The organism is Paenibacillus tabacirhizosphaerae, assembly GCF_040812395.1.
Lineage (GTDB): Bacteria > Bacillota > Bacilli > Paenibacillales > NBRC-103111 > Paenibacillus_E.
Map to the genome: position 1 here is coordinate 115,031 of NZ_JBFNXH010000007.1, position 25,322 is coordinate 140,352.

At 46.3% G+C, this 25,322-nt stretch carries 26 protein-coding genes; 16 read left to right on the forward strand and 10 right to left on the reverse strand.

Annotation, left to right across the window (positions count from 1 at the left end; genetic code table 11):
- Nucleotides 1-14: 14 nt before the first annotated feature.
- The 3 genes from ABRS97_RS14735 to ABRS97_RS14745 all read right to left on the reverse strand — a co-directional run bounded on the left by ABRS97_RS14735 (nucleotide 15) and on the right by ABRS97_RS14745 (nucleotide 1,740).
- Entirely contained in the window at nucleotides 15-281 is a 267-nt protein-coding gene (locus ABRS97_RS14735) for an acyl carrier protein (RefSeq protein WP_367815079.1), read from the reverse strand.
- A gap of 165 nt (nucleotides 282-446) precedes the next feature.
- Nucleotides 447-1,094, reverse strand: coding sequence for a response regulator transcription factor (locus tag ABRS97_RS14740; RefSeq protein ID WP_367815078.1), 648 nt, complete (start codon nucleotides 1,092-1,094; stop codon nucleotides 447-449).
- A gap of 10 nt (nucleotides 1,095-1,104) precedes the next feature.
- A complete protein-coding gene (locus tag ABRS97_RS14745) occupies nucleotides 1,105-1,740 on the reverse strand; it encodes a CYTH domain-containing protein (RefSeq protein WP_367815077.1) in 636 nt (211 codons plus the stop codon).
- Nucleotides 1,741-1,964: 224 nt separating this feature from the next.
- On the opposite strand from ABRS97_RS14745, the gene ABRS97_RS14750 reads away from it, so the two are divergent.
- On the forward strand, nucleotides 1,965-2,855 hold the full coding sequence (locus ABRS97_RS14750; protein WP_367815075.1) for a helix-turn-helix transcriptional regulator: 891 nt from the start codon (nucleotides 1,965-1,967) through the stop codon (nucleotides 2,853-2,855).
- Nucleotides 2,856-2,947: 92 nt separating this feature from the next.
- Here ABRS97_RS14750 and ABRS97_RS14755 read toward each other — a convergent pair whose 3' ends face one another.
- From ABRS97_RS14755 to ABRS97_RS14770, 4 genes are all read right to left on the reverse strand, one after another.
- Nucleotides 2,948-4,912 (reverse strand): glycoside hydrolase family 127 protein, encoded by a 1,965-nt coding sequence (locus ABRS97_RS14755; protein ID WP_367815074.1) that lies wholly within the window; start codon nucleotides 4,910-4,912, stop codon nucleotides 2,948-2,950.
- A 121-nt stretch (nucleotides 4,913-5,033) separates the two neighbouring features.
- Complete coding sequence (locus ABRS97_RS14760; RefSeq protein ID WP_367815072.1) at nucleotides 5,034-5,885, reverse strand: carbohydrate ABC transporter permease; 852 nt, start codon at nucleotides 5,883-5,885, stop codon at nucleotides 5,034-5,036.
- Between the two features lie 5 nt (nucleotides 5,886-5,890).
- Nucleotides 5,891-6,808, reverse strand: a complete 918-nt coding sequence (locus ABRS97_RS14765; protein WP_367815070.1) for a carbohydrate ABC transporter permease — start codon at nucleotides 6,806-6,808, stop codon at nucleotides 5,891-5,893.
- Nucleotides 6,809-6,879: 71 nt separating this feature from the next.
- Nucleotides 6,880-8,238, reverse strand: coding sequence for an ABC transporter substrate-binding protein (locus tag ABRS97_RS14770; RefSeq protein WP_367815068.1), 1,359 nt, complete (start codon nucleotides 8,236-8,238; stop codon nucleotides 6,880-6,882).
- A gap of 296 nt (nucleotides 8,239-8,534) precedes the next feature.
- Here ABRS97_RS14770 and ABRS97_RS14775 point away from each other — a divergent pair, with 296 nt between their 5' ends.
- The 5 genes from ABRS97_RS14775 to ABRS97_RS14795 all read left to right on the forward strand — a co-directional run bounded on the left by ABRS97_RS14775 (nucleotide 8,535) and on the right by ABRS97_RS14795 (nucleotide 11,733).
- On the forward strand, nucleotides 8,535-9,191 hold the full coding sequence (locus ABRS97_RS14775; protein ID WP_367815066.1) for a stalk domain-containing protein: 657 nt from the start codon (nucleotides 8,535-8,537) through the stop codon (nucleotides 9,189-9,191).
- 368 nt (nucleotides 9,192-9,559) lie between these two features.
- The gene (locus ABRS97_RS14780) at nucleotides 9,560-9,847 is read left to right on the forward strand and encodes an ArsR/SmtB family transcription factor (RefSeq protein WP_367815065.1); all 288 of its coding nucleotides are present in this window, start codon (nucleotides 9,560-9,562) and stop codon (nucleotides 9,845-9,847) included.
- Nucleotides 9,848-9,855: 8 nt separating this feature from the next.
- On the forward strand, nucleotides 9,856-10,113 hold the full coding sequence (locus ABRS97_RS14785) for a hypothetical protein (RefSeq protein WP_367815064.1): 258 nt from the start codon (nucleotides 9,856-9,858) through the stop codon (nucleotides 10,111-10,113).
- A gap of 61 nt (nucleotides 10,114-10,174) precedes the next feature.
- On the forward strand, nucleotides 10,175-10,636 hold the full coding sequence (locus ABRS97_RS14790) for a hypothetical protein (RefSeq protein ID WP_367815063.1): 462 nt from the start codon (nucleotides 10,175-10,177) through the stop codon (nucleotides 10,634-10,636).
- Between the two features lie 359 nt (nucleotides 10,637-10,995).
- A complete protein-coding gene (locus ABRS97_RS14795) occupies nucleotides 10,996-11,733 on the forward strand; it encodes a GDSL-type esterase/lipase family protein (protein ID WP_367815062.1) in 738 nt (245 codons plus the stop codon).
- A gap of 11 nt (nucleotides 11,734-11,744) precedes the next feature.
- Here ABRS97_RS14795 and ABRS97_RS14800 read toward each other — a convergent pair whose 3' ends face one another.
- Nucleotides 11,745-13,214, reverse strand: coding sequence for a sensor domain-containing diguanylate cyclase (locus ABRS97_RS14800; RefSeq protein WP_367815060.1), 1,470 nt, complete (start codon nucleotides 13,212-13,214; stop codon nucleotides 11,745-11,747).
- 926 nt (nucleotides 13,215-14,140) lie between these two features.
- Between ABRS97_RS14800 and ABRS97_RS14805 the strand changes: the two genes are divergently transcribed.
- The 3 genes from ABRS97_RS14805 (at nucleotide 14,141) to ABRS97_RS14815 (ending at nucleotide 15,667) form a co-directional block, all read left to right on the forward strand.
- Nucleotides 14,141-14,650, forward strand: a complete 510-nt coding sequence (locus ABRS97_RS14805) for a MerR family transcriptional regulator (RefSeq protein ID WP_367815058.1) — start codon at nucleotides 14,141-14,143, stop codon at nucleotides 14,648-14,650.
- Nucleotides 14,643-15,083: an SRPBCC family protein gene (locus tag ABRS97_RS14810; RefSeq protein WP_367815057.1), complete on the forward strand. Its 441-nt coding sequence runs from the start codon at nucleotides 14,643-14,645 to the stop codon at nucleotides 15,081-15,083. The genes ABRS97_RS14805 and ABRS97_RS14810 overlap by 8 nt, the downstream gene beginning before the upstream one ends.
- Nucleotides 15,084-15,193: 110 nt before the next feature.
- The gene (locus ABRS97_RS14815) at nucleotides 15,194-15,667 is read left to right on the forward strand and encodes an SRPBCC family protein (protein ID WP_367815055.1); all 474 of its coding nucleotides are present in this window, start codon (nucleotides 15,194-15,196) and stop codon (nucleotides 15,665-15,667) included.
- Nucleotides 15,668-16,439: 772 nt separating this feature from the next.
- Here the strand turns inward: ABRS97_RS14815 and ABRS97_RS14820 are convergent.
- Nucleotides 16,440-18,479, reverse strand: coding sequence for a Na+/H+ antiporter (locus ABRS97_RS14820; protein ID WP_367815053.1), 2,040 nt, complete (start codon nucleotides 18,477-18,479; stop codon nucleotides 16,440-16,442).
- A 175-nt stretch (nucleotides 18,480-18,654) separates the two neighbouring features.
- Between ABRS97_RS14820 and ABRS97_RS14825 the strand changes: the two genes are divergently transcribed.
- From ABRS97_RS14825 to ABRS97_RS14850, 6 genes are all read left to right on the forward strand, one after another.
- The gene (locus tag ABRS97_RS14825; RefSeq protein ID WP_367815051.1) at nucleotides 18,655-20,034 is read left to right on the forward strand and encodes a hypothetical protein; all 1,380 of its coding nucleotides are present in this window, start codon (nucleotides 18,655-18,657) and stop codon (nucleotides 20,032-20,034) included.
- A complete protein-coding gene (locus ABRS97_RS14830) occupies nucleotides 20,031-20,642 on the forward strand; it encodes a hypothetical protein (RefSeq protein WP_367815050.1) in 612 nt (203 codons plus the stop codon). Before ABRS97_RS14825 ends, ABRS97_RS14830 begins: the two co-directional genes overlap by 4 nt.
- A gap of 174 nt (nucleotides 20,643-20,816) precedes the next feature.
- Nucleotides 20,817-21,248 carry a MarR family winged helix-turn-helix transcriptional regulator gene (locus ABRS97_RS14835; RefSeq protein WP_367815049.1) on the forward strand — a complete coding sequence of 144 codons (432 nt, stop codon included), beginning with the start codon at nucleotides 20,817-20,819 and terminating at the stop codon, nucleotides 21,246-21,248.
- Nucleotides 21,249-21,563: 315 nt separating this feature from the next.
- Complete coding sequence (locus ABRS97_RS14840) at nucleotides 21,564-22,220, forward strand: hypothetical protein (protein ID WP_367815047.1); 657 nt, start codon at nucleotides 21,564-21,566, stop codon at nucleotides 22,218-22,220.
- A gap of 36 nt (nucleotides 22,221-22,256) precedes the next feature.
- Entirely contained in the window at nucleotides 22,257-22,958 is a 702-nt protein-coding gene (locus ABRS97_RS14845) for a peroxiredoxin-like family protein (protein WP_367815045.1), read from the forward strand.
- Nucleotides 22,918-23,304: a DUF6220 domain-containing protein gene (locus tag ABRS97_RS14850; protein WP_367815043.1), complete on the forward strand. Its 387-nt coding sequence runs from the start codon at nucleotides 22,918-22,920 to the stop codon at nucleotides 23,302-23,304. The genes ABRS97_RS14845 and ABRS97_RS14850 overlap by 41 nt, the downstream gene beginning before the upstream one ends.
- A gap of 140 nt (nucleotides 23,305-23,444) precedes the next feature.
- Here ABRS97_RS14850 and ABRS97_RS14855 read toward each other — a convergent pair whose 3' ends face one another.
- Complete coding sequence (locus ABRS97_RS14855; protein WP_367815041.1) at nucleotides 23,445-24,425, reverse strand: NADP-dependent oxidoreductase; 981 nt, start codon at nucleotides 24,423-24,425, stop codon at nucleotides 23,445-23,447.
- Between the two features lie 217 nt (nucleotides 24,426-24,642).
- Here ABRS97_RS14855 and ABRS97_RS14860 point away from each other — a divergent pair, with 217 nt between their 5' ends.
- A complete protein-coding gene (locus ABRS97_RS14860; protein ID WP_367815039.1) occupies nucleotides 24,643-25,239 on the forward strand; it encodes a TetR/AcrR family transcriptional regulator in 597 nt (198 codons plus the stop codon).
- Nucleotides 25,240-25,322: the final 83 nt, after the last annotated feature.

The window sequence follows — 25,322 nt, forward strand, 5'->3', positions numbered from 1 at the left end:
TGTCTCTTCTCTCCTTAAATCAGGCTGTGTTCACCCGTCGTCTTAAGTGACACGATCTGAACTAATTTGTTAAGCGTGTTCAGATTATCGAGAAGCAGCTCCTCGTCGCTGAATGTGATCGAAAACTCTTCTTCTAAGTTCACTACAACTTCCATACAATTAATCGAGTCCAAACCAATTTTGCTTAACGCCTCGTCACCTGATAGCCGTTTTACTTGATCAACCTCCAGTCGAAAAACCATGGCGATGATTTCAATTATTTTGTCGTGATTCGTCGTCAATGAATCCCACTCCTTCTTTTGTTTGCCTTGTTACAAGCGTACAGCATGTCTTTCCCGCGAAACTAGACGCCATAAGGCTGCATCTCGTTAGCCGCAAGGCTCTTCTTGCATAAAAAAAACCAAGAGGATAACAATATTTATCCACTTGGTCCCTTTTAAGACACCCTAAAACATATTATTTTTCATGGCATATACAACAAGCTCCACGCGGTCTTTCACATCAACCTTTTTCAAAATGGTGGACAAGGCTTTTTTGACAGTACCCAGAGACAGGTACATGCTCGAGGCAATCTCTCTGTTTTCTTTGCCTTCAACGACATGCTTAATGATGCTCATTTCTCTTTCCGTAAAGCCTAGTGATGAGGGGATCTGAGCAGGAAGTGCCGCCTGTTCGGCAACAGGCGTTGGTCTTGTGAATTTAACAAGCACATCCTTGTGCATGACACTAAGTCCTAACGCAGTGCTCTTGACGGTCATCACAAGCTCATCGGGATTAATATTTTTGAGCATATAGCCGTTGGCACCATTGTTCATAGCAAGAATGACCGAATCCATATCCTGATGGCCTGTTAGAATAATGATTCGAGACATCGGAAACCGTTGATGTATTTGCGAAGTCAGTCCAATGCCGTCGAAGCCTGGCATATGAATATCCATCATTACGACATCCGGCTCATGCTGCGAACACAGATGAATCGCGCTCCTCACATCGGAGGCAACGCCAACCACTTTAATATCATCAGCCCTTTCCAGGATCGATCTGATCCCTTCCACCACTAACCTTTGATCATCAACCAATACCACCTTTATCATAAGCTCCTCCTCAATTTTCCCTCTGAGAAGTAATATTGTTGACCCACAGATCCGTAGTCCTCCCTTTGTCTGCTTGTTGATTACGCAACATTTGGAAATATTGTTGGAAAAACCGGCTGTTTTTCCCACCGCTCGGCTGGGCTATTCGATTCGGGCATAAGATCTGAAACAGATGCAAAGCTTCTTGTTCATGGCCCTCGTCAAATTCTATTTCCAATTCATAGTCTACCAGCCCGAGATAACTGTTCTTATCAAGGTCGACCTGAATGTGCTCAGATATTTGGAAATGCGTACGTTCCGTTATTAATGGCTGAATTAATCGAACCTCAACCTGGATGGGAGCGGAATCAAACTCTTGAGCTAACCAAATGACCGACTTCAGTTGATCCATGCGCTTCGTTTCTTCTTTTTTTACTTTGTAGCCGTCTCTCACCTCGAACGGTGTTTTCATTTCCAGGCTAAGCTTGGCGCCCTTCTGGCGTACCCTTAATGTAATGCCTTGCTGGTGCAGCTGATAATCATCTGTGTCGTAGTAATAATTGATTTGCATGTGGTGGTGCTTACTGCTGTTCTGCAAATCTTCACTCCCCAATATTTTCAAATATTCCTCTTCCGTAAGCAGCTGCTTGATCTCACGTTCTAGCATGGTTTCACCTCTCTTCTTGAATGTCTTATTATTATAGTTACATCTATTTCCAATTACTATAACAATAGTTACTTAAATTGTATCACTTTACCATAACCAAAGATAACATTAGTTTCCCATGATGAAAACGCTTTATTTTTGAGGCTGTATCAAGTATGATACTAGTAACAGTTACCATTTTGCAACTAATTTTATAAAAATATGAACCTACTCGAGGAAGCACAATGAAACCACAAATCCTGCATTTCATGGCTCCCCCCATTCCTTATTTCCTAGATTGCGGAAGCGCTTTCTACAAGGAAGGGGAACGGCATATTGCCAGGAGCCAGATCGGTACGTTTGATTTGATTGTTGTTACCAAAGGAGCTATTTATATTGGGGAGGGCCCACATGAGTGGGTCGTACGGCAGCATGAAGCCGTTATTCTCAGACCGGATCTCAACCATTATGGAACGGCTCCTTGTGAACAAGAAACAGAAATCATCTGGATTCACTTTCATACTTATGGTGCGTGGGGCGAGTACGCGGATATGAATACGTGCTTAGAAAATCAAGCCTCGCTGATCGAAGATCACAAGAAAAGCGCGTTTTTGAATCATGCCGAAGTCAACTCTATTTTCATCCCCAAATATATAAAGCTCACTCCAAAAGCTTTTGAGCTTCTAGAGTATTTTTTCCAATTAGAGCAAGAAGCCCGTTCTCTGCGCAACTGGAGAAAGCAGAATGCCTTTCAACTATTTATGCAGCATATCAACCGGGAATTGATCACGACAACCGATATGACTGCATTTCATTTGGCTGAAAAAATCGAGTTATTCATCCGCCAGAACTATACGAAAAAAATATCGAACGCTATGCTCCAAGAGCAGTTGAACTATCACCCCAATTACTTAGCCAAGTGCATGTTGAAAGTATTCGGCATGACGCCCAATGACTATTTGCTGCAATATCGAATCGAGCAGTCGAAAAAGCTGTTGATTCAAACAGACTGGTCCATGACAAGGGTTGCGGAAGAGAGCGGGTTTCAGCATGCTTCTTACTTCTCCTATTGTTTCTCAAGTAAAGAAGGCATCTCCCCGCTAAATTTCCGGAAAAATTTCACCGGCCAATCCTAGATCTCTCAGGAAAGCCCGTACCCGTTTAACGCCAATGAGCCCCTTACTTATAATAAGTAGGTGGCTCTTCGGATTCTTTTTAACGTTTTGCATTATCCCTTGGTTGCTTTCACCCAAACCATCATCTCGCCAGCACCGCGGTTGCCCCAGGCATAATACGGGATAAATGTCGGATAAGCAGATCTTAATGCCCACTCTTTATTGCTGTAATATAACGCCTCTTCATCCTTCGGAACTTCGGCGCGCAAAGCAGAGGCAGTAATTTTATGCATGCCCCCCAATACATGAGGGTCATATTCAACTTTGAACGGGTCATCACTCTTTATTGTGAGCAAGTGCAGGTTGCTTCCGTTATCCGCTTCCTCTATGCAATACAAGAACGGCCCGCGCTGAAGCGCTATTTTCCCTGCATTTTGCCGAATAAGCGGGTGGCTTTTCACCGTCTGCACTGACATATCCAAACGAATGTCGACTAGATCTCCCGATTGCCACACGCGATTGATTTTCGCATATCCGTCTACAATCTCATCAGGCGTATAAGGGACACCATTAACCACATACTCTACTTGCTCGCACCATTCGGGGATTCTTAGCGCCAACGTGAAAGCAGCTTGATCTCGCTCCGTCTGCACAAGGAAACTAACCCTGCCATCTATCGTGTAACGAGAGGTTTGTTCCACGCTCACGACCTGCCCGTCAAGCAGCGCATCAGCTTCTCCGCCAATATACAGATGCGTATAAAGTGTGTCCTCCTTTACGGTATATACATAGCGGTTCAGAGAAGCAATCAATCTGGCAATATTCGGAGGGCAACAGGAGCAGCCGAACCACATCTGGCGCTGTACTTTCACGTGTTCATATATTTTGTTGGCTTGATTCGCCTTCGGATATACCTCAAGCGGATTCACATAGAAGAAGTGCTTGCCGTCCTTGGCCATGCCGCTAATGACCGTGTTATACAAGGCGCGCTCGAGCACATCGGCGTACTCGCTCTTCGGTTCAATCTCCAACATCCGTTTTGCAAAAAAGATCAAACCAATCGATGCGCACGTCTCTCCATACACCGTATCGTTCGGTAGATCATAGTCGATCGTGAACGACTCGCCGTGTGCCATAGCGCCGATCGCGCCCGTGACATACATCTGCTTGCGGACGATATTGGACCACAGCTTGCGGCAAGCTTCAATAAGGCCTTCATCCTTCGTGACTGCCGCAACATGAGCCATCCCCGTGCACATATACACAACGCGCACGGCGTGGCCGACGGCTGTATCTTGTTGGCGCACAGGCAAGTGAGCCTGGCTGTAGGCCAGATCGTGCACAATATCAAGCTCTGGAAAATGCACCTTTTTTTCGCGTTTCTCATACTCTTGCGAATAAAAGCTTGGCTGCTTGCCGCGCTCGTCGAGAAAGAACTGGCTAAGCTTCAAATACCGCTGCTCCCCGGTCGCATCATATAGCTTCATCAGCGCTAGCTCAATCTCCTGATGCCCGTCGTAGCCTTGCAATTTGCCCGGTTCGTTGCCGAACACCGTATCCACATAATCCGCATAACGGCAGCACACCTCCAGCAGCTTGCGCTTGCCTGTACTTTGGTAATACGCAACGCCTGCTTCGATTAAATGGCCCGCGCAGTACAATTCATGGCACTCCGCCAGATTCGTCCACCGATTGTCAGGCTCCTTCAATGTAAAATACGTATTCAAATACCCGTCAGCCTGCTGCGCTCTTTCTATCAGTTCGATGACGCCGTCCGCAACTTTCTCAAGTTCCGGGTCAGGCTGGGCTTCTAACATAAACCCTACAGCTTCAATCCATTTGTACAAATCGCTGTCCTGGAAAACCATGCCGCCAAAAGAGCCATGATCATCGCCTGCGGCGATCCGGAAATTGCGTATCGCATAGCTTGGCGCCGCATCTTCGATCAGATCATTAAGTGCATCCCACTGATAGGGGATCACAATGTTTTTAACAAGTTGGATGTAGGGAGACCAGAAAGTATCATTAACGCGCATTTTTAATGTTTCCGTATGCTTATCCTTCGCTCGTCCAGTCATTTACAAACACCGCTTTCATCTACAATAATTTATTAAACATACGCCTCAACATGCTTGTATACCCTCACACACCGTGACGGTGTCGTTATCTTCATTTTCATCATAAGAATGCCAGAATGAATTATCCCTTGACTCCGCCAACCGTAAGGCCTTCTATGAAAAAGCGTTGAAAAAACACAAACAAAATTAAAATGGGCAGGATAGACAATACGGCTCCGGCGATCAGCACGTCATAATTATCGCTGAGCGGAGACAAGAATGTGGCAAGCCCGATAGGCAACGTGAATTTGTCCGTAGTCCGCATGACAATGATCGGCCATAGGAAGTTGTTCCAACTGGCCAGCGCTTGAAGAATGGCCATAGAGCCATAAGCAGGTATCATCAGCGGCACCATGATGCGGAAAAACACCCCGCCGTCCGTGCAGCCGTCCATCCGGCCTGCATCCATGAAATCTTTGGGCAAGCCCAGGGCAAATTGCCGGAAGAAAAAGATCGGCAGCGGCGCTACCGCAAACGGCAAAATAATTCCCCAGATCGTATTGATCAGCCCCAGCACAATCATTTCTTTGTATAAGGGAAGAAGAATAATTTCAACAGGAACCATCATTGTCACCAAAACGAGAGAAAAAACGAAGTTTCTCCCAACGAACCTGTACATCGCCAAACCGTATCCAACCAAGGACGACAAAAGCAAACTGAGTAATGTGAATAGGACCGTGATCACAACACTGTTCTTGTACCAGATAAAATAATTTTTGGCTGCGCCAGTCGCTTCAAAAATGGCTTTATAATTTTTCAAGCTCATCCATTCGAAATCCCATCTGACATTCAGCCCATATCGGAAAAATTCGGTAGCTGGCTTCAATGATCCCAGAAACAGAGCATACAGCGGGAAAAGAGCCAAAATGGAAAAGATCGTAAACATCAAGATGAGCAGCGCTTGTAACCATTTCTTGTTCCGACTAGTTTCCATTTCAACTATTCCTCCTTGCGAAACAAACCAAACAGAATTAATTGAACTACATTGATGAATAGCGTTATGACTAACAAAACAATCCCGATTGCGGCGCCGAAACCTAGATTAAAGTACTGAAAACCTTGCTGATAAATATAGCCTACAATCGTAAGTCCTATATTTTGAGGAGAAGGTTTCCCCGCCCATAACATGTAGCTTTCCGTGAACATCGCAAATCCGCCATAAATGCTTATCGTAAGCACATAAATGGTGATGGGCTTCAACATGGGAACTGTAATGCGGAAAAACTTGCTTAACGTCCCAGCGCCATCGATCTCCGCCGATTCATACAAATCCTTCGGTATGCCTTGCAGTGCGGATAAATAATAGAGAATATTGATGCCGATCCATCTCCATGACGCCAAGACGAGCATCGCAAACATGGACAAATGTGGATGCAACAGCCACTTTTGACTGGGCAAGCCGAACAGATGCATCAGGGAATTCATTAACGAACAGTCTAACTCTCCAAAAATAAGACGAAAAATGACGCCGGCCACAACGACTGAGGTCAGTGCCGGGATGAACAAAGCCGATCTGAAAACATTACGCGCCGGCATCAGCTTTGCGTTAAGAAGCACGGCGAGCACCATGGGAACCGGAATCAGTATGAGCAGCGTCCAGCCTGTATATCTGACGTTGTTGATGATTGCTTTAAAGAAATCAGGGTTCCACAGCTTGCTGTAATTATCAAAGCCGATAAATTTCTCTTCCCCCGGCACGATATGCTGAAAGCTCATGAGGAACGAACTCACAATCGGATAGGCAAAGAAAATTAAAAATGACAATACAAAAGGCAATATAAATAAATAAGGGGCGAGCAGAAAAGTTCGCTTTTTTCTCGTTGCCGCGACCCTTACCAAGGTTTGCACCCTCAGCATATTCCATCCCTCCGCCGATATGAATAGTGCGCTGGCATAACCATTTGAAGGCTAGGCCAGCGACCTGAGTTCTACCTATTTTTTCTCAGTTCATCCCCAACTGATTTCAACACTTGAGCCGGATCCTTTTTATCCAGGAAGATCAACGGCATCGCTTTATTGCGAATTGCGTCGAAAATCAGCGGTTCATTGTCCGTGATATTAACTGGGGCGATCTCATTTTTCACTTTCAACAAGGTATCGAAAATATCGTTGCCGAAGTAATCCGTAAATTTGTTCGATGCTTTCATCGCAGGATCTGTCCAGGCATCTGTCACAATCGGATCAAACCCGAGCTGTTTCCAGATCTGGATACCGCTTTCTTTCGTCAGCTTCGAATACGTAAGGAACTTTTTCGCAAGCTCAATGTGCTTGGATTGATCGGTGATCGAGGTGGCTGTGCCGCCCATCCCAGCTGATCTATTGCCGCCTGCTTCCCACGCTGGCATCGGACGAACGATCATTTTGCCTTTCAGATCCGGCATTTTGTCGGTGAAACGGCCCATGAACCAGAATGGCATGAAGACAGATGCTGCGCCGCCTTTATTCATATAACCGAAGTATTCCTCCGTATCATGACCAGCGCCAGGAGCGACCGCAGCCACTTTTTCATTGACGAGTTTTTGAAAAAATTGCATCGTTTTGATGTTGATATCATTATCAATCGTAACGTTGCCTTGGGCATCCACCTGATCCGATTTCTGCTGGGAAATCGCCGGCCACCAGGACCAGTTTCCGTTGCCTTCGAACGTAATGATCGGCTTGCCCGTTTTCTCAAGCACTTGTTTGCCCGCTGCTTCCAAATCGCTCCAAAGCTTAATGTTATCTGGGTTTACGCCTGCTTTGTCCAGGATCTCTTTATTGTAATAAATCACCGTTGCGCCGACGTGATAATCAACGCCGTATGACTTGCCATTCTTGCTGTAAATGTCGACCCGTGATTTGACAATGTTAGGAAGAACCGGTGTTACAATATCATCCAAAGGAACGAGGTTGGATTGGCCTCGCACAAAATTCGGGAATTTGCTTTGCTCGATATCGGCTAGATCAGGAGCTCCTGTTTTGCTTTGCAGAGCAATCAATAATTTGGAATGCATATCGTCATATGGGATTGTCGTCGCTTCTAGTTGAATAGGCTCATCGGGGTGTGTTTGGTTCCAGCTTTGCGCCATGCTTTCCCAGTACTTCTGGTGCAGATCGACGAAAGTCCAGAACGTTAACTTCGTTGGCGTCGCCGCTTTCGCAGTTGCATCCGGCTTGGCGGTTTCCTTGGCAGCGGCGCTTGCTTCTGCGCTTGGCGAAGGGCTTGCGTCCGGTTTGCTCGAACAAGCGCCGAGCACGGTGGAAAGCGCTAAACTTACGGCCATCGTGGTAAACAATGTTTTTTTCATTTTTTCATCCCCTGTTTTCATTTTTTCCATCGATGCGCCGTCATGTGATTTACAATAATGAATCATTTATGAAAGCGCTACACATTGAATTATATCTAAATCCTGCGTACTTGACGACAAAGGATCTCAACCTCTTTTTTAAAAATATCAACCTATTTATAGTAGGATTGCCTGTCCGAAATTCTGCACCTGCAGGCAAATAAAAAGCTGCCCAAGGTAAGGATCATTCGCGCCGCTTGTCATTATCGAAATATTTGATACTATTAAGGTTAACCAAGAAAGGTGTGGAGCATCAAATGAAAAAATATGTAATCGGCGGTATCGCCGGATTTCTCATGGCTACAGCGCTATCCGCTCATGCGGCGGAAATCACTACGATAGTTGGTAAAACGATCCAAGGCGTGTTCCCATTTCGGATCGAAGGGAAAACGTTGGACACGCCAGCTATCGTCGTGGACGGCACTTCTTATTTACCGATTCGCGCTTTTGGAGAGGCGACCGGATACGATGCTTCGTTCGATGCTGATCTTGGTGTTTCCCTTAAGAAAAAAGTGGAGTTGACCTCCAAGCCAGCCCCAACCCCGACCCCACAGCCTGAGCCGCAAGTTATCGGCGACCCTAGTGCCGGACATCAAGCCATTACGTCAGTACTTCTCAGCCGCGATGACGAGAAAACAAAGAAAAGCACAGGCCATTTTGATTTTATTCAGGTTGACGGTTCACAATACGTCTCTCTTGCGACCTTAGGCGGCTTCTATACTGTCAGTTGGAGTGAGCCTATGGTGGAACTGAAGCTCGACGGTAAGCTGGTCACCTTATTTCCGACCGGAACTGAGTATTCCAAAGGGACCAGTGCTTTTACCTATGGCGGAACCGTCTACGTTAATCTTTCCCTGCTTGGGCTTAAAGGTATTGTCAACGGTGAGAATCTCGTGTTGACAGAAGATTTCTGACCATACAAATTCATAAGTAGAACAGGCTGCCGCGATTCGTTTCTGCGGCAGCCTTTTTATTGAGCTCTAGCGTTCTGATCGTTTAAAGATTTAATCGACTAAATGTGATATTCCAGAATTAATTGGAAAACGGAGCCCGCAAGGAAAGCTGTTCAAAATAGTGATAAACGTCTATCTTTTCCGATTAGTAAAGTCAGAAGGCTCCACCAGCAAGCGATTATTCTACGGTACGATCGGCGTACTTTCTGGATTTCAAACATCATGAAAGAGATAGATATCAACTTTCGCTTGACATCATTTCACGTGTCAGTTATTATTTACACATGAAAGATATAAACTCTCATTGCAATGGAGATCAGTTACTGGCGATGCTGTCAGCACTCGCCAATCCGCACAGGCTGCGAATCATCGCTGCGCTGGCATCCGGTGGACGCAACTATGTCAGTCAACTTGCACGCGAGATTGGCATCAGTCGCCCCTTGCTGCATCTACACCTTCAGAAGCTTGAAGACGCCGGCCTAGTCTCTAGCCAACTGGAGCTGTCTCATGATGGCAAAGCACTTAACTATTTTGAAGTTACCAACTTTGGCTTCGAACTCTCTGCGACGACCATCGCTGAGGCTGCGAAGTCTCTGACAACCAATCCTGAAAAGTAGAGGTCCTTATGTCCGAAAAAGTGTATTTTTTAACTCTCTGCCTCCCGCTCGCGACGTTTTTGCTCATCTTCGGTATGAGATATTTCTCAGTCATCCAACAGGCAAAGTTTCGCTTCGCCAGTGATGAGGCCTACCGACAGATCGCGGAAAAAACCGTTGCCGCCCAAACCCAGGCAGCGAATGCGCTCTCTTCCCTCGACGCCACACTTGTGGACGTCAATAATCGCTTGACAGTGATCGAGAAGGTATTAAAGGAAGTCGAATAACTGATAAGTGGCCAGTGCAAACAGAAATCAATTGAAACAACAAACCAAAAGGGGATGCCGAATGAACGAAGTTTCGTTGTTTCGCCTATATTTACTCAGAGCCGTCTACCTTTTCCTCGCCGTTGGCCTTGGTATTTACCAATTTCCGGAGGTCATCCATCAAGCCATCTATCAGGATAAGACATGGGAGTTTATGGAAGGAGTGGTTGCTTGCATGCAGGTGACTTTTGGGCTACTTTTGATCCTGGGAATCCGCTATCCGTTGCAGATGTTGCCTATGCTTCTATGGGAAATGATTTGGAAGTCGATTTGGTTGCTGATCGTCGCGCTCCCACTGTGGTTATCCGGCCATATGGACGATTCAACCACGGCGAATGTTTTTGCCTGCACCTTTGGGATCGTTATTCCAATTGCTATGCCTTGGTCCTACGTCTTTGCAAAGTACATACGGAAACCAGGAGATCGGTGGTTAAATGCGACCGTGCAGGGTGCAGTTGTGGTTAATCAGGAGAAGGCCAATTAGAATGTCACCCTCATTTATTGGCCCCTGTGATCTTAGCGCCCCCTGAAAAAGCATAGTATAAGATCAGCAAACTTTGAAAAAAAAGCTAGATTTATCTCACAATAAGTCAGATAAATCTAGCTTTGTATTTTTATGCATTTATTCGATATAAGTTCATTTCAATCAATTATGGAACAAAAGCACCTAGTAATTCCATTATTTTTATTAATCCCGTAAGTACTCAAATTATCATCAAAATATGGCTCAAACTAAGTAATGAGAGTAGATAATCTTACTGGCATATGCATACAGCCAAGCATGTAAACATATCCCTATAACGAGCACAACCCTTGGTTGTTGAATTGGGAGAAGGTGAACACTTGAGAGAGAGTGCGATTATTCGGCCTGGGTATTTTTCCGTTCAAGCCACTGCGGATCAAATGCGTCCCGTATACGATCGACATAATGAGCAGATCCTTTATCATCGCTCTCCGTTAAATTTCGTTTTCATCGGCGAATCCATTACGCAATTTTGGGATTTACAAACCTATTTCGGTGGAAATTCGTTAGTTAATCGCGGAATATCGGGGGACATTACTTTTTTTATGTTGAAACGATTCCCAGCTGACGTTCTTCAATTGAAACCGAAGTATGTTCACATCATGGGCGGCACTAACAACACCTGGAGGCTGGATGCAGTCGACCCGAGAGAAAGAAAATCTCCTGATCAAATCTTACTCGAAACCGTTTCACATATCGGCGCTATGATCCATGAATCCAAAAAACACGGCATTATCCCGGTTGTCGGCTCAAATTTGCCAACTGGCAAAGGAATTCCATGTTTTGAATCTCAACCTCTTCTTTATTGCCGAGATGCTAACACGGAACTTCGAAATGAACTGCTCGTCCGGATAAACTACCATACAAGGCAACTGGCCGTCGATGAGAAAGCTATTTACGTAGACTATCATTCCTGTATGACGGAGCATGACGGTAGAACATCACGACCCGAATTGGCGGATGATGGGCTGCATCCCAATGTGCTTGGCTATAACATCATGGCTGACGTATTATATAAAACATTGATAGCCGTAGGAATCGATCTAGGAACGGTTTAACAAAAACAGCCTTACTTCATCTCCACTTGAGAATAAATGGAAATCGCATTTTTCCCGTTCCGTTTTACCGCATACATCGCTTCATCCGCCTTTTGTAACAAAGTTGTGATCTCGGAAGCGTGTCGGGGATGTATACTTACACCTGCGCTAAAAGAAACAGGAATCACATCATCACCATACGGATAAGGGTTAGCTGTGAGAGAAGATAGGCGATGATGAGCGTCCTGATAAACTTGCTTTTCATCCTCTCGCAATGGAATTAACATAACAAATTCATCCCCTCCAATTCTTCCTAAGATGTCCTCTGATTGCGTGTTCAGTTTCATTAAGGCAGCTATATGCTTCAAATATTCATCACCAATCAGGTGTCCGTGCGTATCATTAACGGATTTGAAATTATCTAAGTCTATTAGAATGAGGGCGAACTGAACTCCTTCTGCTATTTTGCTATTCACATGCTCTTGGAAAGCTGCTCGATTGAATAGACCCGTGAGAGGATCATGATAAGCTAAATATCGATAGTTACTCTCGGATTCGACTAGACGGCGTTCCGTAGCTTTGAGAGACGTTATATCGGTCAGATGCAGTACGAGCAGCCCCTCTTCCTCTGCCCCCTCAATGACTTCCATACTGACAATCATATCCAACTGAACCTGGTTCTGAACTCTCCAGCTCATCTCCCCATTCATCTCGTTGTCACGCTTCGTCCTATACTCGTTCCAACGATCCATTAAACGCGTATTATCTTCAAAAAATAAATATTCGATAACGTTTATCCGGTCTATTCCTTCCGTTTTTCCGATAAGGCTTGCCGCACGCGGGTTCATCTCTTTGATATTTCCCTGCATATCCAAAAGAAAAATGGCTGTCGGCGCAGATTTGAACAAGGTGTGAAACAGATCGCGGTAACTGGGCAAGAAATCGTATTTACTAATTAATCGGCGAAGTGTTACAACCCACAGAAGCGTTCCGGAAAAGTAAAAAGCCATTGAAGCTGAGCTTGTTGTAATGCGAAGGTATAACATCGATGTCACCATGAGAATCCAAACAAATAAAATAAGTAAGCTCGATAAAAGTCGTACGAGCATTTTCTTGCGTTTCAAATGAGTGGTCGTACACCAAGCTATGAATAAAATGAAAACAGACAGCAATAAATAGCTGCCAACGAACAAAATCGCTAAGACGAGCATGACAGGATTCAATGGGCTGGGTCCATCCACACGAGGATGATACAGAGCCTGAGGCCCGTAGATTAACAGCATAGTCGCCAGCGAAATCAGTGGTGTAGCATATACCAGAAATACGACTCGTTTCATTCTCACACTAGTAATGCCGGCTACCAGCACACTAAGATGAACTAATATACTGATCGTTAATAGCAGCATCGGAGCGTTCCAATAAAGGACGATCTGCATTTCGTACTGCGGAAACAAGGCCGTCTTGACATACTCTCCCAGAAAATAAAAAAGCAACGTTAGCATAAGAGAGGAAGCTACACGATTTAGAAGTCTTTTCTTATTCCGAGCATACACAGAAATAGCCATATAAAAAAACATATAGGATGGCAATAAAATGGTTAAAAAATCAAGTGAGATTTCGTCCATCATCGAGTCCCTTACATCTATCGCAGAGTTAAATTTCCATATGCTTACTTGAGAATTGCTTGTTTGTAATCTTATCATATTTATTCATAATATGTTATTTCGATTCAAATCCCGTCCCTGAGAAAAAGCTGCCGATCGCTCTAAACCCATACGTTTGAGCATGGAGGGGAATGGATATGGGGTTCCAACCACTATCGCTTTTCCACCCCATATCCTTCCCCTTTCTGTGCTACTCTGTGCTGCCTTCCACTTCTCTTTTCCCTAACCGATCCTCGATTTGGTATTCCTACCCATGAAAACCCATATAGATTCCGGGTACATTTCCCCTCCGAAAGCTTCGCAAAAAAACGGAGGAGGCACCGCCGGATCGCCAATTCCCCATGTTCAGCAATATCCACGGAACTACGATGCCTTATTCCACGGTAACGTTCCTTTTCTCTCCCTGAAGCGGAACTAGGGTGCGTTAAATGTGCGAAAACGTGCCTAAAACCCAGCTTTTCCAGCTCATAACGCACGGTAGTTCCGCGAAATGTCTCTACAGCCGAGAATACCGCCTCATAACGTACCTACGTTCCGCTCACCCGTGCAAAAAGACGATCTCTCGCAGATTGAGGCGGTATCGGGTGATCCAAACCGCTGTGGCAAAACAGCCGTGGCACCTCCGGATCGTCTACGTCCATCCTGTCAAATGCTCGTACAAAATAAAGAACTTAAACATTTAATTAAAAACTTGACCCTTACGTTACGTAACGGTGTATAGTGAAAATACCGGTAAACAGCTAGCGCCCGAGAAAGGGGATGTTATGCAACGAGAGTGGAAAGTCGGAGAACTTGCGAAATTAGCGGGACTAACGATTCGCACTTTACGATTTTACGATCAAATCAGTTTGTTTTCGCCATCTGGTCATTCTAATTCCGGATACAGGCTCTATACGGAAACGGACATTTCGCGTCTGCAGCAAATTCTGTCTTTGAAAGAGTTAGGGCTGTCTCTGGAGCAAATTAAAGCCGTTATGGCTGGTGATCAGCTCAGCTTATTAGACACGGTATCCCTTCAAATAACCCGGCTGAAAGAAAACATTCGTATGCAACAGAAGCTTTTGGACGAGCTGGAGAATGTGTCAAGCCGGATGCACAGAAACGAACCGTTGACAGTTGAAAATTTCACTAACATCATGCGGACAATGAGGATCAATCACGAGAAGTATTTTGACGAGAAGAAGTCGAGCTGGAATCTCCACCTCGACCAACTCGGCGCATATTTAGACGAACATCCGGGAGAACCCGGCCAAGGAGGATTCGACCATGAATGAACCATCTGCCAAACATGCTACTTTTGTCATCGAAAAGAACTATAAGCATTCGACTGCCCGGGTATTCGCCGCTTGGGCGGGCCAGGCCGCCAAAGCCCTCTGGTTCCCGAAAGCCAACGAGTTTGATTTTCGCGTAGGAGGACGAGAGTACAACCGTGGAGGTCCGCCGGGAGGCCCGGTCTTCACTTTCGACGCCTGCTATCAGGAGATCGTTCCGGACAGACGCATTGTCTACTCGTACACACTGGACATGGAAGAAACACGGTTATCCGTCTCCGTGACGACGGTGGAGTTCAAAGCAGAGGGCAACGGCACACGGTTGATTTACACAGAGCAGGGTGTTTTTCTGGATGGCCATGATACGCCCGAACAGCGGGAGCACGGAACGAAACTATTTTTGGACAAGCTCGGCGACGTTCTGGACGGTCATTGAAAGTTGCGAAGAGATTGCAAATCGATTGGGGCTAAGCCAGCCGCAAGCTTCCAAACATCCTGGCATAGGCTTCAACAAGTCAAAGTCAAATTCATTTTGGAGGGATGGGCATGAACCCAAACAACGCAACAAACAAAATCGCAACACACGTAGGTGATCGCGAGATTGTAATCACCCGCGTATTCGATGCTTCACGCGATCTTGTGTTTGAGGCTTGGACGAAAGAGGAGCACCTGTCGAAGTGGTGGGGACCTCAAGGTTTTTCGACGACTTTTCAGAAGTTCGATATGAAACCGGGTGGTACATGGCAGTTTATCATGCACGGTCCTGATGGCGTTGATTATCCCAACACCAACGTCGTTGTCGAGGTCGCTAAACCCGAGCGAATCGTCATCAAACATGCTGTGTTTCCCCATTTTCTGGCGACAGCAATCTTTGAGGATTTGAATGGCAAGACCAAACTCACTTATAGCTCAGTTTTCGAAGAAAATGCCGCTGTATTCGATAAGGTGAAAACATATGCCGTCCCAGGTGCCGAACAGACCATGGATCGTCTTGAGGAGCATCTGGCAAGCATGTCTTGAAAGTTTTCGGCTAATTCTTAATGGCACTTCTATATCAGTAAGCTTCCTTGTCTATACCCATACGTCCAGGCACGTGATAGGAATTGTGTATGGGGTTCCAACCGCTGTTAAAGTCGTGTTCCTTGATTGGACAAGGAGGTGCGAACACGACTTTAAAGGCGGACACTATCGCTTTTCCACCCCATGCCCCTTCCTTTCTGTTCTACTTTGTGCTGCCTTCTTTTTGCTTCCCCTAATCGACCCTCGATTCGGTATTCCTATCCATGAACAACTCTGTAAGATTCCGGGGACATTTCGCCTCCGCAAGCTTCGCAAGAAAATAGAGAAGCAGTTGCCGGACCGCCAATTCCCCATGCTCAGCGATATCAACGGAACTACAATGCCTTATTCCACGGCAACGTCCCTTTCCTCCCCCTGAGGAGGAACTAGGGTGCGTTAAATGAGCAAAATCGTGCCTACAACCCAGCATTTCCTGCTCATAACGCACGGTAGTTCCGCGAAATGTCCCTACAATCGGAAATACCGCCACTTAACGCTTCTACGTTCCGCTCACCCGTGCAAAATAGGCGATCTACCGCAGATTGAGGCGACATTTCAATGCTCCAAACCGCTGTCGCACCTCCGGATCTTCTACGTCCATCCTGTCAAATGCTCCTACCACACGATGCGTGCGGAATCTCCCCGCTTTGCGAACTCGTCACACACATACATACCTGACGGCGGTATGCTTTCTCTGTAGAAAAACGCCGCCACAGCCATGGCGGCGCCCTCCTTAGCCGAGCTCATCCTGTTCATACATGGATGCCTCGCGATCCCGAATCACGCGGCGAAGCTCAGCCGCTTGGCTCCTGTCAATTTTACCTTGTTCGTACAAATTCTGGACCTCATGCCTTTCAGCCTGAACCGCGATCCAATGCAGCTCCTTCCGGGTTTCGTCAAAAGCATGCTCCTTGCGTTTGGTACGAAACTGCATGGAATTCAACCGGTTTACTACCTGGTTGTAATACGCGACGACGCATTCGGTCGGATCATTCACCTTCTCCGGCGTACAGAGCGGGCCCATTCGGTTAATGACCTCTTGACCACACTGAATGCGCAGCCCCCTCAGCGCCTCCACATCTTGGTCGGTGAAAGCTGGCTGCCAAGAGACAGACGCCCCCGAAACCAAATCATTTAATCTCCCCCATAGCCGCTTGAACACGAGCACCCACAGGTGAAGCCGATTGGCCAAAATGAGCTCAACTCGATCCAGCATTTTGTGGTAAAACTCAGCATGGTCCTCTGTAATCGTCCCCTTTGCGAGCCGTTCCTGAATATAATTCCGTTCGATGCCAAGCGCCTGAATCCTCATCGCAATTTCATCCTGATTAAGATGGGATACACGCTTAAATTGCGTATCTTTCATGCTGATCTGTTGAATCAGTCTATTATACTCCGCAATGACGGACTCTACCGCCACTTCATTCCCTTCATTGCTCTCCTGCTGTAAATGGCGCACAGCCGCTTTCAGTACGTGGACCTGCCACTCGCTCTCCACCTTCGCTTTTTCCGTTTCGTCCGCCGGTTCGCGTTTTTTGGCAATCATCGGCAGGAGTACGCTCGCGGTCAGCAAGGAAAGCAGAATGACACAGGCTGCCAGAAAAATGATCAAATCCCGCTGTGGGAACAGCTCCCCGCTTTGCAGAAACAGTGGAATCGAGAACGCGCCTGCCAAAGTGACAGCGCCGCGCACACCGGAGATGGTCGTCATCACAAGCACTTTGAAGCTTAGCGACTCCTTGCTGGAAGCGCCGAATATTCGCCAGCCGCGTGTAAACAGCAGCGTCCATACAAAGCGCAGCACAAGTAAAAGCACGAAGATAAAAACGGCGTAACCAAGAACGACAACGTTGTTAAAACCCGGATCTTTAAAAATGACCGATGTCACATCTGGAATTTGTGTCCCCAGAATGACGAACACAAGGCCATTCAGGATAAACAAAATGACCGACCACGTGTTGGTCGACACGGACTTCAGCTTCGGCATGTCCTGCTCCAGCCGTTCGCTCTCTACAGCATGTACGATGCCGCCCGCCACCGCGGCGAGAATACCCGATACGCCGACTTCCTCGGCAATGAGATAAAGGAGAAACGGTGTCAGCAGTTGCAGCAGCATGTGCATCGTTTCGTCCTCCAGCCCTGCGCGCCGCAGCAAATGGCGAATACCGATGATGATAAAAGCGAGCAGCGCCCCAACAACGAGGCCGCCGATGGCGATTAGCAGAAAGCTGAACGTCGCTTTCTGCAGAGAAAAGACGCCGGTGACCGCTGCCGCAATGGCGAACTTGAATGCAACGAGGCCTGACGCGTCATTCATCAAGGCTTCGCCTTCCAGGAGGCGCATCAGGCTTTTCGGCAGATGAATCCGCCCTGCCAACGCACTCACCGCGACCGCATCGGTTGGCGACAGGATGGCAGCCAGCCCGAAAGCAGCCGGCAGTGGAATTGCAGGAATCATCCAGTGGATGGTGTAGCCAACCACGAACACTGTCGCGAACACAAGACCTACGGAAAGCAGCAGGATCGGCGCACGAAGCCGCCAGAGCTCTTCCCGCGGCGTATGCTTTCCGTCATTGTACAGCAGTGGCGCGATGAACAAGATAAAAAATAATTCCGGCTCCAGCGGCAAATGAATCCCCAGCGGAATGACGGTAATGCAAGCGCCGAGCGCAATCTGAATGAGTGGTATCGGTACGAACGGAACGAACCGGTAGATGACATTCGACACGCCAATAAGAACGAGCAAAACAAGAACGACAATAAATACTTCCAATCTGCTTCCTCCAATACGCATGTAAATTCTGTGGAATCACTTTGTTATATTTTCCTTTTTTTCGACCGCCATTCTCAAAACTCCTGCTGAATTGAATCCTCCTCCACAACTTCCAAACCATTTCTTAGTAGAATATACTAGACGATTGAATTTACAGCGCAAAGGAGACCGCCTCATGTGGAAAAAAGTTGTATTACTCGCTTTATCAGGCGCCGCAATCCAAATCGCGCTTCTGGCCTCCGCCGGTAACGCTTATGAATACGCAGATACGCCAACAGAGCCGGCAGACGGCTTTTTTATTCCCAAGAAACTTACATTTGTAGAAAAGCTGCCCTACTACGTCATTCCAAATACGCTGACAAATGCACCGGAAGGTTCCTTCTCCCCGCAAACGGTCGAAGTGATCGAAGCGGAAGTGTATTGGGCAACCTCGGGGAACTGGTGGAAAATACATACCGATTTCGGTGATCGTTGGATCAAAACCGCCCCATGGCAAATCGAAGTACCTCCCCCGACGAGCATCCGATTAATGTCGGAAACCCCTTTTTATGCGCGGGCGTCAGAAGCCGGCGGACCAACGGCAGCTCTCTCCCCACAGGAAGTGATTGTTGTGGACGCAGAGAAGAGCTGGTTCCGACAAGCGGAGATGGATTACAATCCAAAGCGCTGGATCAAAATCCACACAACCTGGCTCGGGGATCAATGGGTTCACTTGCACCTGGATGAGATCGGCGCTTTACAGCCGTTGGATCGTATGGTTTATTATCCGAGCGTTTATTACAACAGTTCCCCGCATATGGACTATATTACCTATCAAAACGAAGGGCTTCTCTCAAAAATGTTCGTCCATCAAATAGCAAAATACCGCACCTTACTTGGGAGCTCTTATCAATTTGACACGGAAAATGGTCCGAAATGGTCTTTTGGCCCAGGCATGCCAATCCTATCAGACAAGAAGACCATCAAGCGTACGCAGCCTAGCCCGTTATTCGCGTACCCGGATTCGAATTCTGAGATTGTTACAGAGCTGCCTCCGGGCAATTTGAACGTGATCGAAACGACCCTTAATGATGACGGCTATGCGATTCATGAAGAATGGTATCATGTCAAAAACGAGCAAGCGGAGGGCTGGTTTAACCCGACCTATGCCGAGCCTGACGGTGCGGTGAATGATACGGCGTCAATTCAACTTCACGGCTATGCAACAAGTATCATGCGATACCCAAATACTAGGATTTCGCTGAATAATGGCCAAATTGGGCCTCAAACCCTCCATCCGTTAGCAGCATGGACCGCGCTTGACGGCACGCGCTGGTACAAAATCGATTCTTTCGTCGGTCAGGGTTGGATTCAACTTGACCCTTATCAAGACAGCGTAGTATTGAAAGGCCGCGAAGATGATGCGCAAATTCGATCTACGATGCTGTATCAAGGCGCTTTTTATCAAAATGATGCGGGTATATTCACCTTCGGCTCCGAATCCGTCGGCAAAGTTCTGAACGGAGAGCCGTATTTCAGTGCCAATTTTTTGGCAAGCAGTATCATTATGATTTGAAAGGTCCGGATACGGATGGTTGGTGGTCACTGAAAAACAACGACGGGTATGCATTTCAAATCAAGGCTGGCGAGAAGACATCGAAGACGTTCTGGAATGGTGCGCTTGCGAATGAAGTCAACCTCGCGGCTTCGCCGATTGCGGCATCTGAAGCCAAGCTTCCGCCACTTTTCAGCTTATCGGATATGAGAATGCTCTTAGGTGCCACGACAGCCTACAATGACAAGGTCGTTTATGGTGATAAAAATGTAACGTTAAGTTCCCGCGAATATGAGATATCCGGTTTTAACTTGCCTGCAGCAGCGGATGGAACTGAGCTTCATCTCTCAGGCCTTCTCTATGAAAACCTTTCTCTGGATGACGGTGCGCTTTCCCCTGATCTGCAAATTTTAGTTAAAAGCCGATACACCGATGAAAAGGGGCCGACGAACATACAGCTGGCGAAAGTAAATCATCTTTACAATTTGGGCTACAACTTCGGCGTGTATGATGTCACGCTCCATTCTCCCTTGAAGGCGGGGACTAATCACATATCCCTCGTGTTCAAGATTGGTGAGCGCATCTTCTATAAAAAAGACTGGGATGTAACCGCTCCGGCTCAGAAGTAATCACAAAATGCTTAATTAACTCTATGGATTACTTACTGTCATGGCGTAAAAAAGGAAATGAGTATGCCTCAAAGGGGCTATGCGCAGTCGGAAACATGTTGAATGGAGCAACTATTGTATCTTCGCAGATTTTTGTTATATAATGATGAAAATTTCGAAATTGGGTGAAGAACAATGAAACCGGCCATACTTGGTGAATTTATCAACGAAATTTTGATCAAGTCGACTATATTGGGTTCTGACAAGTCAATCATTGATGGCCTAACCCCTAGACAAGTACATATTATTATGGAGATAGGTAGTAATGTGTTTAGGAATGGTGAGTTGGCCAGCCGGTTAGGCGTAGAGTCCTCTACACTAACCAGGACACTAGATCCGCTCGTTAAAAGCAAGATAGTGGATCGTGAGCTGAATCCCGATAACCGTAGAGAGGTATTGATTCGACTTTCAGAAACAGGTAATTCCGTTTTAAACAAAGTCCACGAAAAAATGGATCACATATGCTCTCAAATATTAGAACATGTACCCGATCATCAACTTGAGCAAGTTGAAACAAGTATTCTCTTGCTTTTAAAAATTATGAAACAGATACATTTTAAACACTAACAAACAAGCCCTTCTCTCCTTGGAAGGACTTGTTTTTTTTATCAGAAAACATATGTCATCAGGTGTATGTGTGTGACGATCGAGAGCGGAGAGATCCCGCACTAATCGTGTGGTACGAGCAAAAGGACCTCATCCCCACCTAGCAGTGGGTTTCGAGGTCCTTTTGCTTAATATTTGGACGTTCCACTTCCATACGAACACTTTTGGGACAGCCCCTTTTCTTATTCAGTATTGTATTTACGAAATTGTTGTTGACTTATTATATTTGTATTTATATAATTGTTGTATTATTACAAATAAGGAGGCATTTCAATCATGTTACGGTCAATCATCGCCTTTTCTTCCATTTGTTCCATCATTGGAGGCCTACTACTCGGTCTGTATCAGACCCTGCATCCTCATCGGGATGCCCATTCTGTCCTTGAGCATCCTTACGCTCTTATTCACAATTTGGGGATGCTCGCTCTAACTTTAATATGCTTGGGGATCATCGGGATATATTTGTTTTTATACGCCGAAGCTCAAAGCAATCGCCTTGTCACGGTTTTGTTCTTCCTTACCCTTCTAGGCTCCATATTTGAAGTCGGGGCGTTATTTTTGGATGGATATTTCAATCCTTTTGCCGCCACGTACATGCCAGAATTACAAACATCCGGGCACAACCACAACTTCTTCCACCAGTACTTTTCGATTTACGGGTTGTCTATTTTTTTACTTCCGGTCACTTGGCTTCTATTTATCGCAGGTCAAATTGGAACAGGAATATTGTTGATAGCAAGTAAACGGTTCGGCCTGCTATCAGGCGTGCTGATCATCGCCGGTGCTCCCTTGTTTGGATTGCAGCTATTTGCCCCGCTTTGGATGGAAACAACGGGAGCCATCGTCCTCGGTCTAGGATACTTGATGACGGGAGTTACCTTATTCAATCGTAATGCGCAGCAAGAGAAAAAGCTTAACGCTGTTCATATGTAGAGGATTTTTCATTAAAAATGAGGAGGATAAAAAATAATGATGGAACATTTAAACAAACAACTTCAAGCAGTAGAACAGGAACTTAAAGCAGTTATTCCTTTGGAGGCCTATCGTATTTTGCAGCAATCAATAGAAGACTTGCAGTTGAGCGGTATCGCGAGCGGCTTACAAGTTGGGGAGGAAGCTATCGATTTCACATTGAAAGATGCACTTGGCCGCGAGATTAACTTATTTAATGAGACGGCAAGAGGCCCGGTTATCTTGACGTTTTATCGTGGGGGTTGGTGCCCGTATTGTAATCTGCAACTCAGAGCTTATCAAAAAGTGCTGCCCCAGATTCAGGAACTCGGAGCCTCAATTATCGCTGTTTCACCTCAAACTCCTGATCATACATTAAGCCAGCAAGAGAAAGAGCAACTCTCCTTCCTCGTGGCAAGTGATACAGAGGGTCATGTTGCCAACCAATACAAAGTGCTTTACGAAGTGTCCGATTCATTAAAGAGCGTGTTACAGGGCTTCGGAGGGGATCTGGCGGCATATAATGGGACTGACCGATGGATCTTGCCGGTTCCCGCTACATTTGTAATTGACAGCAAGTCCGTCATTCAATTCGCTCATGTCGATCCCAATTTTATGCGGCGTTTGGAGCCTGAAATAATCCTAGAAGTACTCAGAAAGATAGAAGGAGGTATCCGAAATGAATCAACAAACCGTCCGAAACGCACATTTCATCTTTAAGTTGCTGGCTTGGATTTTTGCAATCAGCATTTTAATACAAGTGCTGCTAGCTGGCCTTGCGTTATTCGGGGATGCAATCCCATGGTCAAGTCATGCCAGCTTTGCCAGATACTTTTCAATACTCCCGGTCCTGATGCTGGCAGCATCTTTCATCGCAAAATCGCCGGCCTCCCTTCGTATTCAAATTATCGCTTTGATCGGTATGATCGTTCTCATGTTTGTCACTGCCATTTTTTCATCGAAGATCGGGTTTTTATCGGCGCTTCATCCAGTAATTGCAGTCTTTTTGTTTTTTAGAACAATGGCCATCATACGCCAATCTGGTGTGTTGATCCAAGCAAAATAAGCCAAGCTTGCCCCTTGAATGTATCGAAAAAAATGGAGGTCTCCCTTTAACAAGACGGGAGCCTCCATCGCCGCGAAGTGACCTCCGCGCTAGAACTTGGACAAGTGAACGGTTAACTTAATTAAGCCGTTTGATTTCGTTTACTCAGCTACTTCCAATACGATTTTACCGCTTACCCTGCGGCTCTCGCTGAGCTCATGCGCCTTAGCTGCACTAGCCAATGGCAGCACAGCTTCAATAACAACATGAAGTTTTCCGCTATCGATTAAATTGCCGATCGATGCCAGATGTGCTGCATTTGCATAGACTTGGTACCATTTAATCGAAATGGATTTTTCAGCCGCGGACGCATCCGTATAGCTCCCCGGGAATACAGGTATGAGCACCCCGCCTGGCTTAAGCACTTCAAGCAATCGATGGTCTCCTCCAACTGTATCGATGACCACATCGACATCTTTCGCTGACGTTTCGATTGAGGATGTCGTATAGTCTATAAATTCATCTGCTCCTAGCTCGCGTACGAACTTTTCCTTTGCGCCGGACGCTACGCCAATCACGTTTGCGCCATGAATTTTGGCCAGTTGTACGGCAATATGGCCAACCCCTCCGGCTGCGCCGTTAACAAGAACGGTCTGGCCCTTTTTCAATGTGATTTTCTCAAAGAGCCCTTGCCATGCAGTTAACGCCGCCATCGGTACCCCAGCTGCATGAACAAAATCAATCGTAGATGGTTTCAAAGCCAACTCTTTCGAGGGAACAGCCGCGTATTCCGCATACGCACCGCCTTTGTCCGGAAAACCGATCATGCCATACACAGCATCCCCTACCTGAAAATGTGTCACATCAGGGCCAACAGCTGCAACCGTTCCAGAGATATCATTGCCTAGTATAAAAGGCAGCGGGACTGAAACTGGCGGCCGAAGCTCAGCTGGGATATCCGCATGGCCGGAGCGTACTCTCCAGTCGCCCGGATTGACGCCAACAGCGCGAATCTGAACAAGCACCTCCCCTTTCCCCGCAATGGGACGTGGAATTTCTTCATTAGTCAGGACCTCCGTACTTCCAAAAGCATGAATTCTAACCGCTTTTATCGTTTGCGCACTTTCAATTTCATTGCTCATTTTACTAAACTCCTCCCAATGTGGATGATTGAATAACCACTATCCAACAAATATTGTTTATTGCTCACGTGTTGATTAAATGCGAGCCCTTGTTTATGATGATAGCATGCGGTCATAACCTGCACACGCTACGATATTGAATGGATGTCGGATATGCAACACGGGAATGATATTGTCGGAGAAATAGATGAATTCTCTGCGAATGGAGGGTTAACCGATGATTGTAGATAAGAAGAAAAGCATGGATCGGCGGGCGAGGAGATCTCTAGGCCTGATAAAGAAATCATTTTTCGAATTAATGATGGAAAAAAGATTTACCGCAATAACCATTGAAGATATTGCGATGCGTGCAGATGTCAACAGAAGCACTTTTTATTCTCATTTTGAAGATAAATATGATCTCTTGGATACAGCTATTCGAGAGCAATTCCTTCAACTGCTCGCAGAGCATCTACCGGATGGCTCCGTTTGGCACGCGTCGAATTTACATATTCTTATACGGGCAGTGCTCGATCAATTTACAAACTTGAATAGACAATGCTATGAATCCCATGTGATTCATCCCTTGTTCGAACGCGCTGTGCAGGAAGAAACATTCAAACTGCTCATGAGATGGTTTGATGCCCTGCCAACGAATATGGAATGGAGCGTACCCAAAAAAACACTCGCCTCCACGATCAGTTGGACGATTTTCGGAACAGCCGTCATGTGGAGCAAGGAGAAGACGCCCCTTTCGACAGATCAGATGGCCGAGCAAATCTATACAGTAATTACGGGTGGTACCGCCGCACTTATTCCTCTCAACCGAGTATAAGAAAGCAGTCTTCATCGAACCCCACACCCGATTCCAGACAACAATCAAGAAAAGTATGAGGCTGTGCCTCAGCTCCTTGTCTA